This window comes from Shewanella sp. K8 (assembly GCF_028823715.1).
GTDB lineage: Bacteria > Pseudomonadota > Gammaproteobacteria > Enterobacterales > Shewanellaceae > Shewanella > Shewanella algae.
This window is the reverse complement of sequence record NZ_JAPEHY010000029.1, coordinates 40357-52886: the sequence shown is the minus strand read 5'-3', so window position 1 is coordinate 52886 and position 12530 is coordinate 40357. Positions and strand designations below refer to the sequence as shown.

13 protein-coding genes are annotated in these 12530 nt (G+C 52.7%); 9 read left to right on the top strand and 4 right to left on the bottom strand.

Annotated features, from left to right (window positions below; genetic code table 11):
- Window positions 1-31: 31 nt before the first annotated feature.
- Window positions 32-238: a cold shock domain-containing protein CspD gene (cspD, locus tag ON072_RS15410; protein WP_025011178.1), complete on the top strand. Its 207-nt coding sequence runs from the start codon at window positions 32-34 to the stop codon at window positions 236-238.
- Between the two features lie 99 nt (window positions 239-337).
- On the opposite strand, the gene ON072_RS15405 is transcribed toward cspD, so the two are convergent.
- Window positions 338-2563 (bottom strand): NADP-dependent isocitrate dehydrogenase, encoded by a 2226-nt coding sequence (locus ON072_RS15405; protein WP_107111454.1) that lies wholly within the window; start codon window positions 2561-2563, stop codon window positions 338-340.
- A 324-nt stretch (window positions 2564-2887) separates the two neighbouring features.
- Between ON072_RS15405 and ON072_RS15400 the strand changes: the two genes are divergently transcribed.
- The 6 genes from ON072_RS15400 (at window position 2888) to ON072_RS15375 (ending at window position 8732) form a co-directional block, all read left to right on the top strand.
- A complete protein-coding gene (locus ON072_RS15400; protein WP_107111455.1) occupies window positions 2888-3718 on the top strand; it encodes a pseudouridine synthase in 831 nt (276 codons plus the stop codon).
- Window positions 3711-4163: an NUDIX hydrolase gene (locus tag ON072_RS15395; protein ID WP_208141770.1), complete on the top strand. Its 453-nt coding sequence runs from the start codon at window positions 3711-3713 to the stop codon at window positions 4161-4163. The genes ON072_RS15400 and ON072_RS15395 overlap by 8 nt, the downstream gene beginning before the upstream one ends.
- Before the next feature lie 167 nt (window positions 4164-4330).
- Window positions 4331-5446: a tRNA 2-thiouridine(34) synthase MnmA gene (mnmA, locus tag ON072_RS15390; RefSeq protein WP_028781431.1), complete on the top strand. Its 1116-nt coding sequence runs from the start codon at window positions 4331-4333 to the stop codon at window positions 5444-5446.
- Between the two features lie 3 nt (window positions 5447-5449).
- A complete protein-coding gene (hflD, locus tag ON072_RS15385) occupies window positions 5450-6067 on the top strand; it encodes a high frequency lysogenization protein HflD (protein WP_028781430.1) in 618 nt (205 codons plus the stop codon).
- Window positions 6068-6095: 28 nt separating this feature from the next.
- Entirely contained in the window at window positions 6096-7466 is a 1371-nt protein-coding gene (gene purB / locus ON072_RS15380; protein WP_025887690.1) for an adenylosuccinate lyase, read from the top strand.
- Window positions 7467-7589: 123 nt separating this feature from the next.
- Window positions 7590-8732, top strand: a complete 1143-nt coding sequence (locus tag ON072_RS15375; protein WP_071237476.1) for a ribosomal protein uL16 3-hydroxylase — start codon at window positions 7590-7592, stop codon at window positions 8730-8732.
- A 128-nt stretch (window positions 8733-8860) separates the two neighbouring features.
- Here the strand turns inward: ON072_RS15375 and ON072_RS15370 are convergent, their stop codons facing one another.
- Window positions 8861-9295 carry a DUF4826 family protein gene (locus ON072_RS15370; RefSeq protein ID WP_044734627.1) on the bottom strand — a complete coding sequence of 145 codons (435 nt, stop codon included), beginning with the start codon at window positions 9293-9295 and terminating at the stop codon, window positions 8861-8863.
- 300 nt (window positions 9296-9595) lie between these two features.
- On the opposite strand from ON072_RS15370, the gene ON072_RS15365 reads away from it, so the two are divergent.
- Window positions 9596-10630 (top strand): Glu/Leu/Phe/Val dehydrogenase dimerization domain-containing protein, encoded by a 1035-nt coding sequence (locus ON072_RS15365; RefSeq protein ID WP_107004919.1) that lies wholly within the window; start codon window positions 9596-9598, stop codon window positions 10628-10630.
- A gap of 174 nt (window positions 10631-10804) precedes the next feature.
- Complete coding sequence (locus ON072_RS15360) at window positions 10805-11143, top strand: hypothetical protein (RefSeq protein WP_232786092.1); 339 nt, start codon at window positions 10805-10807, stop codon at window positions 11141-11143.
- 28 nt (window positions 11144-11171) lie between these two features.
- On the opposite strand, the gene ON072_RS15355 is transcribed toward ON072_RS15360, so the two are convergent.
- A complete protein-coding gene (locus ON072_RS15355; protein ID WP_025011184.1) occupies window positions 11172-11594 on the bottom strand; it encodes a MarR family winged helix-turn-helix transcriptional regulator in 423 nt (140 codons plus the stop codon).
- Window positions 11595-12042: 448 nt separating this feature from the next.
- Window positions 12043-12492, bottom strand: a complete 450-nt coding sequence (locus tag ON072_RS15350) for a DUF1285 domain-containing protein (protein WP_025011185.1) — start codon at window positions 12490-12492, stop codon at window positions 12043-12045.
- Window positions 12493-12530 lie beyond the last annotated feature (38 nt).

Sequence of the window (12530 nt, the reverse complement as noted above, 5' to 3'; positions counted from 1 at the left end):
TGGGAAGCAGACAATAGAAGGAAGTGGAAGTATGGCAAGCGGAACTGTTAAATGGTTCAACAACGCCAAAGGATTCGGGTTTATCTGCCCTGATGAAGGTGGTGAGGATGTTTTTGCGCACTATTCAACCATTGAAATGGAAGGCTACAGAACTCTAAAAGCAGGCCAACCTGTTGAATTTCAAGTTGAGAAGGGCCCAAAAGGTATGCATGCCTCGGCTATCTCTCCAGTTAAATAACCGGGTGAACAGAGATGAAAAAAGGCGGGGTTATCCCCGCCTTTTTAATGCCTGTTTAGCAATTGAATGAGGGAGAACTCCCTCATTCAGCTTTCAGTATCAAGCGCTCAGAAGACGATTCAGGCTGGCACTCGGGCGCATAGCCTGCTCGGCTTTAACAGGATCCAGCTTGTAGTAGCCACCCAGTTCAACGGCACCACCCTGGGCACCATTGAGTTCCGCCACTATCTGCTCTTCTGCAGCCACCAGGCCTTCGGCCAGAGGTGCAAAATAAGCTTTCAGCTCGGCATCCTTGTCCTGCTTGGCCAGCGCGCTGGCCCAGTACTGTGCCAGGAAGTAATGACTGCCGCGGTTATCCAGCTGCCCCACCTTACGGGATGGTGATTTGTTGTTATCCAGGAACTGCCCTATCGCCTGATCCAGGCAATCAGCCATCACCTGTGCCTTGGCATTGGCTGTCGTCTGGCTTAGGTGCTCGAGTGAGGCTCCCAACGCCAGGAACTCGCCCAGAGAATCCCAACGCAGGTGGTTTTCCTCTTCAAACTGCTGTACATGCTTGGGCGCACTGCCACCGGCACCCGTTTCGAACAGACCGCCACCGTTCATCAGCGGGACGATTGACAGCATCTTGGCACTGGTACCCAACTCAAGGATAGGGAACAAGTCGGTCAGGTAGTCACGCAGCACGTTGCCTGTTACCGAAATCGTGTCCTTACCGGCTTTAATACGCTCAAGGGAGAAACGGGCCGCCTTTTCAGGTGACATGATGTGCAACTCAAGCCCATCGGTATCGTGCTCAGGCAGGTAGGCCTTCACTTTAGCGATCACCTGGGCATCGTGGGCACGGTTTTCATCCAGCCAGAATACCGCCGGAGTGTTGGTCAGTCTTGCACGGCGTACGGCCAGCTTGACCCAGTCACGGATAGGTGCGTCTTTTACCTGGCACATGCGCCAGATATCACCGGCTTCAACGGCGTGGGACATAAGCAGATTGCCGTCCTTGTCCAGTACTTTAACCGTACCGGCCGCAGGGATTTCAAAGGTCTTGTCATGGCTGCCGTACTCTTCGGCCTTCTGTGCCATCAGACCCACGTTTGGCACGCTGCCCATGGTTGCAGGGTCGAAGGCGCCATGTTCCTTACAGAAACTGATGGTTTCCTGGTAAACACCGGCATAGCAACGATCCGGGATCAGCGCCTTGGTATCTTTCAACTGGCCATCCGGGCCCCACATCTGGCCGCTGGAGCGGATAGCCGCCGGCATGGAAGCATCGATAATCACATCGCTTGGCACATGAAGGTTGGTGATGCCCTTGTCTGAGTTCACCATCGCCAGCTCAGGGCGGCTCTGGTAGACGGCGGCGATATCGGCTTCAATGGCCGCTTTCTGCTCGGCCGGCAACTTGGCTATCTTGGCATAAACATCACCCAGACCATTGTTGACGTCCACACCCAGCTCACGCAAAGTTTCACCGTGTTTGGCAAATACATCTTTGTAGAACACCTTCACCGCATGGCCGAACATAATAGGATCGGACACTTTCATCATGGTGGCTTTCAGGTGCAGTGACAGCAGTACATCTTCCTTGCGGGCCGCTTCAATTTCGCGCTCGAAGAAGGCGGTCAGTTCACGCTTGCTCATAACGGCCGCATCTATGATTTCACCGGCCAGCAACTTAAGCCCTTGCTTGAGCACCAGTTGGCCGCCATCATTTTGTTCCAGCACTATGCTGACAGTATCGGCCTCTTTGAGGGTAACGGACTGCTCGCTGCCGTAGAAATCCCCTTGTTGCATGTGGGCCACATGAGATTTGGAGTCCTTGCTCCAGGCACCCATTGAATGCGGGTGCTTACGGGCATAGTTCTTGACCGAAGTCGGGGCGCGGCGATCTGAGTTCCCTTCACGCAGCACAGGGTTTACCGCACTGCCTTTGATCTTGTCATAACGGGCCTTGATTTCCCGTTCTTCATCGGTTTTGGCTTCGGCCGGATAGTCAGGCAGATCATAGCCCTTGGACTGCAGCTCTTTGATACAAGCCTGCAGCTGAGGAATGGACGCACTGATATTGGGCAGTTTGATAATATTGGCTTCGGGCTGGGTTGCCAGCTCACCAAGCTCAGCCAGGTGATCGCCGATACGCTGCGCTTCGGTCAGACGCTCGGGGAAGGCGGCAATCACACGGCCGGAGAGAGAAATATCACGGGTTTCGACATTGATGCCGGCTGCCTGAGTAAAGGTTTTGATGATAGGCAGTAGAGATAAGGTCGCCAGAGCCGGCGCTTCATCTGTCTGCGTATAGATGATAGTGGGGGTTTTATCAGTCATTTTCAGTCCTACGCTTTTTATAAAAATGAGTTGTTATAAGTGTTGTTATTCTTTAATTTCCTTGCCTCTTTCGCCCTGGATACCTCTACCGTCGGTAATCTATGTCTATCTTGTTATGGGCGTAAAAATTGGTTGTAGATCACAATTTGGCGAACATCATAGAGCATTCCGGCCAAGATTCAAATTCCACTATAGGCGAGTGACAGGTACACTTTGCCAAAAGTCACAACCCCGTGTCGCCGCCAAACCAGACATAGGTGTTACACTCAGGCATATCACTCCCAAATGGTCAGAGCACGCGGCTCAAGCAGCCAGGATATCTCAATGAATTCGCCAACCTCCCAACCAAGACGTAAACCCAAACGCCAGCCCAGTCACCCCAAGGGCCCTGACGGTAAAGAGTTTGGCCGAGAGAAGAGTCAGCGTTCCACCAAACCAAGCCCCAACAGCAAGAGTTTCAGTAGCAAGAGTCCTAATAACAAAAGCCCCAATAACAAGAGACAGGGCCTGAATAAAAAGCGCCCTGGTCCTCAAAAACCCCGGCCAAAAGTACCACCACTCTCGGTTGCAGAAACCCAGGTGGTGCTGCTCAACAAACCCTTCGATGTGTTATGCCAGTTTACCGATGAAGGCGGACGACGCACGCTCAAAGATCTACTGCCCATCGCCGGTATCTATGCCGCCGGCCGCCTGGACAGAGACAGCGAGGGTCTGTTACTGCTCACCAATAACGGTCAGTTGCAGGCCAAGCTGACCCAACCCAACAAGCACACCTTCAAGACCTACTGGGTACAGGTGGAAGGCGATGTCGATGACACCGCGATTCAAGCCTTACGTGAGGGAATTGAGTTGAAAGATGGCCCCACCCTACCTGCAAAAGTCCGACGACTGCAACAACCCGAATCTTTGTGGCCACGTAATCCGCCCATTCGTGAGCGGCGCAATATCCCCACCACTTGGCTGGAGATCTGTATCCGCGAAGGGCGCAATCGTCAGGTACGAAGGATGACAGCCCATGTCGGGTTTCCCACTTTAAGATTGATACGTTATGCCATAGGCGATCTCAGCCTGGATACCGAGCAAGGGCAATGCCTGCAACCCGGTGAATATCGTACTCTTTCTGAGGCGGCGATTAAGGAGCTTCTCCATGACTGAACGTTATCGCCCCAATGTAACAGTGGCCTGCATTATTGAGGCAGAGAAGCGTTTTTTGCTGGTCGAGGAATTGATAGAAGGCCAACAGAAATTTAACCAACCGGCCGGTCACCTGGAAGCAAATGAAAGCCTTATCGACGCCTGTCGCCGCGAGGTGCTCGAAGAAACCGGCCTGACTGTCACCCCTGAAGCCCTGGTGCGGATAGATCAGTTCAGTGCTTCCAAAGAGCTGGCCTTTTTACGTTTCACCTTCTGTGCTCGCCTGGTCAAGTGTCAGAGTGCCAAGCCGTTGGACGTCGCCATCAAGGCCGCCCATTGGTTGCGCATGGATGAAATCACGGCCTTGGGGTCCAAGCTTCGCAGCCCCTTGGTCAGCGCCACACTGGAGAGCTATTTGCAGGGACAACGGCTGCCGTTATCTTTGCTCAATAGCGAGCTGTTGTGATTAGCTCTGGGCACCAAGGCGTGATAGAATACGCCCCCGCAGAAACTGAGCGCCTTATGGCTGTTTGTCCACCCCAGCGTCGCGCCAATAACGGCCTGCCACAACCGGGCACAAGCAGCAGTTCTCTTTTCGGGCGTTCATGAATGAATTCAACGGTTTTAGGATCTATGACAGCTAACACTCCCAATGCATCAGGAAAAAAAGTCATTGTCGGCATGTCCGGCGGTGTCGACTCATCTGTTTCAGCCTATCTGCTGCTCCAGCAGGGCTATCAGGTAGAAGGCCTGTTCATGAAGAACTGGGAAGAAGATGACACCGACGAATATTGCTCTGCCGCCGAAGATTTAAAAGATGCCCAGGCTGTCTGTGACAAGCTGGGCATCAAGTTGCACACAGTCAACTTTGCCGCCGAATACTGGGACAATGTGTTCGAATATTTTCTGGCCGAGTACAAGGCCGGACGCACGCCTAACCCGGACATCATGTGCAACAAGGAGATCAAGTTCAAAGCCTTCCTTGAGTTTGCCGATGACATTCTCGATGCCGACTATATCGCCATGGGCCACTATGTGCGCCGCCGTGATACCGACGGCAAAACCCAGCTGCTTCGCGGCATAGATGGCAACAAGGATCAGAGCTACTTCCTCTACACCTTGAGTCACCAACAGGTGGCACGTAGCCTGTTCCCTGTGGGTGAACTGGAAAAACCCGAAGTTCGCCGCATCGCCGAAGAGCAAGGGCTGGTCACCTTCAACAAGAAAGACAGCACCGGTATCTGTTTTATCGGTGAGCGCAAATTTACTGAATTCCTTGGCACTTATCTGCCCGCGCAACCGGGCAAAATCGAGAGTGTCGACGGTGAAGTGATAGGCGAGCATCAAGGGCTGATGTACCACACTCTGGGCCAGCGCAAAGGCCTTGGGATTGGCGGCATGAAAAACAGCAACGACAATCCTTGGTATGTGGTCGACAAAGATCTGAAACGTAATGTATTGGTTGTCGCCCAAGGCGGCCAACACCCAAGACTCATGTCGGTTGGCCTCACAGCCAGACAGTTGCACTGGGTAGACAGACAAGGCCCGGCCGATGGCGCAAAAATCACGGTCAAGACCCGTTATCGCCAGCAGGATATCCCCTGCACTGTTTATGTCCAGGGTGACGATGAGCTGAGAGTGATCTTCGACGAACCTGTGGCGGCAGTCACGCCAGGGCAGTCGGCAGTATTCTACGACGGTGAAGTCTGCCTGGGTGGCGGCATCATAGAAACCCTGATTAGGGAGTAATCATTGAGCGAGCAATTGCATGACCGCACCATGGCATTTGCCGGCATATTGCAGGCTATCGCCCAGGTGCAATACATAGCCCGCCACGGGGAAAGCGATCCGCAGCAGTTGGCTGCGGCACTCGATGGCATCATGGTGACAGATCCCGAGAATATCGATGAGATCTATCCCGACAAAGTTGTGCTGGCCAACGGCTACAAGTGGATTATCAACCAACTGGGTGACAGCGCCCAGAAAGATGTGGAAATCACCCGCTATCTGGTCGGCATTCTGGCGCTGGAGCGTAAACTGAGCCGCAACCAGGCGGCTCTGGGGATGCTGTCTGAGCGCATCAATCAGGTGCATCGCCAATTGAGCCACTTTGCCATAACCGACGAGCAGGTTATCGCCAACCTGGCCAGCATCTACAGCGATATCATCAGTAATTTGGGGCCCAAGATCCAGATTTCGGGCAACCCCAACATACTGCAGCGGCCACTGGTCCAACATAAAATACGCGCCTTGTTGCTGGCAGCAATGCGCAGTGCCGTACTCTGGCGTCAACTCGGCGGCAAACGCAGACATCTGGTGTTTGCCCGCAAGGCGATCGTCGATACAGCTAAAAAAAGCCTCACCCTATAATAAAGCCAAGTTCATCAAGGAGCTTATAATGGATCTTTCCGCACTGACTGCTATCTCACCGGTAGACGGGCGTTATGGTAGTAAAACCGCCGAACTTCGGGGGATATTCAGCGAGTACGGTCTTACCAAGTATCGTGTTCAGGTCGAAATCAACTGGCTGAAACTGCTTTCCAGCTGCCCTGAAATCGAAGAAGTCCCCCCCTTCAGTGAAGAAGCTCTGGCATTGCTGGACAATATTCGCGATAACTTCAGCGAAGCCGATGCCCTGAGAGTCAAAACCATCGAAGCCACCACCAACCATGACGTTAAGGCGGTGGAATACTTCATCAAGGAAAAAATCGCCGACAATGCCGAGCTGGCCGCCATAGGCGAGTTCGTGCACTTTGCCTGCACCAGTGAGGACATCAACAACCTGTCCCACGGCCTGATGCTGACCGAAGCCCGTGAACAGGTACTGCTGCCATACTGCCAGAAGCTGGTCGATGCCGTTAAAGAGCTGGCCAGACGTTACAAGACTGTGCCTCTGATGTCCCGTACTCATGGCCAACCCGCCTCGCCTTCGACTCTGGGTAAAGAGATGGCCAACGTTGCCGTACGTCTCGAACGCCAACTCAAACAAATTGAAGCGGTTGAGATCATGGGTAAGATCAACGGCGCCGTGGGTAACTACAACGCTCACCTGTCGGCCTACCCAGAAGTTAACTGGCATGAGCTGTCACAGCGCTTTGTCACCAGCCTGGGGCTGAACTGGAACCCCTACACCACTCAGATTGAACCGCACGACTATATTGCCGAGCTGTTCGATGCCGTGGCCCGTTTCAATACCGTGCTGATTGATTTTGACCGTGATATCTGGGGTTATATCGCCCTGGGTCACTTCAAGCAGAAGACTGTGGCCGGTGAAATCGGCTCATCCACCATGCCGCACAAGGTTAACCCTATCGACTTTGAAAACTCGGAAGGTAACCTGGGCATAGCCAACGCCCTGATGCAGCATCTGGCCAGTAAACTGCCGGTTTCCCGCTGGCAGCGCGATCTGACCGACTCCACAGTACTGCGTAACCTGGGTGTGGGTATCGCCCACTCGCTGATCGCCTACCAGGCCACACTCAAGGGTGTCAGTAAGCTGGAAGTCAACGAGGCGCACCTACGCGATGAACTGGATCACAACTGGGAAGTGCTGGCCGAGCCGGTACAGACAGTCATGCGCCGCTATGGCATCGAAAAGCCTTACGAGAAGCTCAAGGAGCTGACCCGTGGCAAGCGTATCGATGGTCAGCAGCTGGCAGCCTTTATCGACGGTCTGGAGCTGCCTGAGAACGTGAAACACGAACTCAAGCAACTGACGCCGGCCAACTACATAGGCCGCGCCGAAGCCTTTGTCGATGATTTGAACTGATAGCCTCTTGGCTGTCACGGGCGGTACTGGTTTCCAGTACCGCCTTTTTTCTCCCCGGGGTTTATGCCGTTGCAAGCGGGATAACTGACTGGCCATTGAAACAGTTTATGGATTGGATAACAGATGACGAACACTTACCAGCTGACTCTGGACAGCAATGCCTTTGTTAAAGAGGTGTGGCAGCAACAACCCAAGGTGATCAGACAAGCCTTCAAGGACTTTGTCGATCCTATCGCCGCCGATGAGCTGGCAGGCCTCGCCTGTGAAGAGGAGATTTCCTCACGGGTGGTAATCACCAGGGGGCAGGACTGGGAAGTGATCTCAGGCCCATTTGAAGACTATGACAAGTTCGGTGAAGAAAACTGGCAACTGCTGGTACAGGCCGTCAACCACTGGTATCCGGACTCACAGGGTCTGGTGGAAGCCTTCCGTTTCCTGCCGGACTGGCGCTTTGATGACCTAATGGTGTCCTTTGCCACGCCGGGTGGCGGTGTCGGCCCCCATATCGACAACTATGATGTCTTTATCATTCAAGGCGAGGGGCGCAGGCGCTGGACAGTGGGTGCCAAGGGTCAATACGCCAAGCGTGGCAACAATCCCAATACCCCTTTGATTGAAGACTTTGAGCCCATCATAGATACAGTGCTGGAGCCCGGCGACATGCTGTATATTCCGCCCGGTTTCCCCCACAGGGGCGAAACCCTGACCCTGGCACTGTCCTACTCAATAGGCTTCCGGGCACCGAGTCAGCAAGAACTTATCAGCGAAATGGCCGACTTTATGCTTGATCAGGATCTCGGCCACAAACGCTTCACTTCGAGTGAAGAAGCCGGGCAACCTGCGCTGATCGCCAAGAGCCAGCAACAGGGGATGATGGCGCTGCTGAAAGAGCTGACTGAAAACCCTGACTATTATCAGGGCGTGCTTGGCAAGTTGCTGAGTCAGAACCGCTTTGAACTGGATATTTGCCAGGGTGAGCCTATGAGTACCGAGGAACTCATTGAAGCCGCGGCCGAAGGCGCTGTATTCAAGCGCATAGGTGGGCTTAAAATTCTCATGCTGGAAGACGATCCCAACTGCCGACTGTTCATCAATGGTGAAGCTTTTGAATTGCCGCAAGGCAGTGAAAAGCAGGCGCAGCTTATTGCCAATCACACCAGCATCAGCGGCGAAGATCTTGAGTCACTGCTTCAGGATGATGCCGTGGCATTGCTGCTGTGCGAACTTTTGGAAAAGGGTTATTGCTATCTCAGTGACGAGGAATGAGCCGACTACCCTACTGCTAAAGCCGAGGTTTGAGAACCCTTATTCAGACTCTCACTTGGCTTGGCCAGACACTGCACAGACACTAAAAAAGCAGCCTACGGCTGCTTTTTTTGTTTGCTCTAGGGTTATCAGCCCCAGAGTTTATCGTCTTCCTGGATCTTGTATAGGCTCTCGGCTCTGGAAACCAGCAACTGGGCGAACTTGGCCTGGGTAGGGTCTTTGGTCGCCCCAGATTGCACCAGGTTCTCGGCCTTGAGCTGCCAGGTCAGCGAAAAGTGACGCAAGGCTTCGCGAGCAGTGGCTGCTACGCTGACATCAACATAGTCAGAAGGCAAGTCACCGGACATCACCCAATAGGTCTTGTGGCTGGGCTGTTTGGATTCGATTTTCCACATGGCTACATAAGGCGCCAGATAACGGCTTTCCGCCGGTACCACTTTGCTGGGGATCACCCCTTTCTCTGCAAGAAATTTATTGGCTTTCTGGAACTGTTCACGCACCCAAGCCTGGCGCAAGGCTTCCTGCTGTTCGGCGTTAGGCGGTGTACTTGTCTGTTCAGTCATAAACTTTCCTTTCTTCTTGTTTGTTTTTATTGTGTTTTTATATTCTGTATCTGTTCAACTAAGCCTCTGGCCGGTTTTTCAGTACCCACTCCATAATGAGACGACTATGGGTGGCTGACTTCAGTTTTCAACCAGCTTTACGTTAACGTAAGGTGGAAAGCAAAATTGCCAGATAGATCACAAATATTCTGCTCATCAGCTTTGTTGAGAGTATCGCTAAATGCTATGGTTCTGCAATAAATATAACAAGCGGTCGGCGGCCGCTAAGCGCCGCCCCAATAAGCACAGCGGAGAACAGACGTGGCTGTATTTAATCATGTATCATTCGACGAACATGAACAGGTAGTATTCTGTCATGACAAGGAAAGTGGCCTGCGTGCCATCATCGCCATCCACAACACCAACCTGGGCCCTGCTGTAGGCGGTTGCCGTATGTGGAACTACCAATCAGGTGATGAAGCCCTCACTGACGTGTTGCGCCTCTCCCGCGGTATGACTTACAAGAACGCGCTGGCCGGTCTGGCCATGGGTGGCGGTAAGTCGGTGATCATAGCCGATCCCAAGACAGAGAATCGTGAGCAGCTGTTCCGCGCCTTTGGCCGTTTTGTTCACAGCCTGGGCGGCCGCTACTACTCGGCCGAAGATGTGGGTACCACCCCTGCCGACATCATGATTGCCCATGATGAAACCCCTTATGTGCTTGGCCTGGAAGGAATGAGCGGCGATCCCTCTCCTTTTACCGCCATGGGAACTTACCTGGGTATCAAGGCTGCCGTTAAACACAAGCTGGACAAAGATAGCCTCAAGGGCCTCAAGATAGCCGTTCAGGGCGTAGGCCATGTGGGCTATTATCTGTGCAAGCATCTGCATGAAGAAGGCGCAGAGCTGTTTGTAACCGATATCCATCAAGCATCACTGGACAAGGTCGCCACCGACTTTGGCGCCGTAGTGGTTGCCCCTCAGGACATCTATGCTCTGGACGTCGATGTCTATGCACCTTGCGCCCTGGGCGCCACACTTAACGACACCACACTGCCACAGCTGAAAGCGAGCATAGTCGCAGGCTGCGCCAACAACCAGTTGGCCGAGCCACGCCATGGTGAGCAACTCAAGCAGATGGGCATCCTCTATGCCCCAGACTATGTGATCAACGCCGGTGGTATCATCAACGTGTCTTTCGAAAAAGACTATGATGCCACCAAGTCTACCGCCAAGGTTGAAGAGATCTACAACACCCTGTTGTCTATCTTCAAGCAGGCCGATGAGCAAAACCGCACCACGGCTGAAGTAGCAGATGAGATGGCCCGCGCCATCATCAATGGTACCCAAGCCTAAGCTCGCTCATATTCCCATAAAGGGGCCTTCGGGCCCTTTTTTATTACTGAAAAAATTTTCCTCCTGTCGGCAAATAGATAAGCACCGGAAACAGAAAATTCATTTTTACGGACTGGCAAGCGTCATCTGCCTCTGCTTGACTTAGCATTCGTCATCTCGAAGGTCAGGGAGTCAATGATGCTCAGATTCGGCTATGAAGTGGAACAGCAAAAGGTTGAATTACAGGCCAGCAACTGGAATGGATTTGAGCGTTTGTTTGTCGACGGTAAAGTGGTATCCAGCAAATTCAACCTAGGGCTGCACAGCGAGCACAGCTTCAAGTTGCGTAACGGTGTACGTTGCCGAATGCAACTCCTGGTTGACCCCACCACAGAGCTGACTATCTGTCGCATCTACAAGTGTAACCGCCTGCTGGCGAGCCTCAAACAGGGGAAACAGCAGTCAAGCCGCTCACATCTGCAACACTGGTTGCTACTGGGGGGATTGGTGTGCGTGCTATTAGTTTATCTTTGATTTACCGAGCACACATTCAACCATAGGGTTAACGCTTGTCAGTATGATTGATCTTGTTGAGCAGCATGAGCAGCTGCCCTCTTTCCGGCTCATCCAAGGCTGCCATAAACTTCTCGTTGACCCGCTCGGCCTCGCGGATTAAGTCCTGCTCCATCGCCTTGGCCTGATCGGTCAGGAAAATTTGAAACGCACGCCGGTTGTCTTCTTCCTGATGGCGATAGATTAAGCCTTGTACCTGCAGTTGATCCAGCAGGCGTGTCATGGTGTAGTTGGCCACATCACAGCGACGTGACAACTCGGTTTGGCTGATCCCTTCCTCTTGCCAGAGCGCAAACAACACAGGCCAGAGTTTAATATCCAGCTGATAACGCTTCAGGCGGCTATCCAGTTCATGTTGCAATTCCACGTTCAGATGGGATACCAGATAACCGAGACTCTCTTTGCGGTTCAAGCAACACCTCCTGTACTTCAGGGCTTGTCTGTTCGCTATCGGCAGGGCTTCGCCCCATTCAGCAAAATCGCTTATTCTGCTTCATTGGCGCCGGGCCATTTCCACTGCCGAGTTTAACTATACCACTGTGCCAAATGATTGACCTACTCAGTGGCATGAAAGCAGCGCAAGGTAGGACATCTCCAGCGGAATAAATCTGCATTGACCGCCCTATACGCAGCTTTTTAACTCGCCTTTTGGGGCATATCTACCAGTCCAGTATCCGCTTTAAACTTGAGTGGCGGCCTTGATTCTGAGTCAATCAAACTTCTATACGAATGGTATTAATACTACCACCTGCTGAATATTTCACTAACACAAGAAAGGAGAATAATGGGGCATTTACAGTCAGGCTACTGTAAATAAAGGTTTTATATCTGCCTGAATGGCAAAGCGATTCCTTTGACTTTTAACTCAGTAAATAGGTTTCGGCAAAGCGATAGAAACAGGCACGCCCAAGCCTGGCCTTTAGACCTCGAGGCAAGCTTACCAATAGCCCGGATTCGGCGCTCTCAAAGGCATTGAGCCCCAGCACCTCGAACTCATTACCCTGGGAGCAAACCAGGGCAAAACGGCTGCTCTCGGCCTCGATATCCAGCTGCTTGTAATCAACTATGATGAGCGGTGTGTCGGCCACCGCTACCTTCAAACGCTCTGCCGGGGTAATCAACAGATGTTCACCCTCGATGCAGTGCAAAATACTACTGAAGAGCCTGGCGAACTTGGCCGGCAACGGTGAGTTGAGATAATACCAGTCGCCTTTAACGTCTATCTCAAACAGGGCTTGCTGCTGACACAAGTCCGGCCTTGCCCCAAGCCCTTTCAGAGCGTCACTCACCTTGTCTGCCGACTGTTTCATCCTGACTTCCTATTCTTGGGTTCCCTATTCATGGGCTC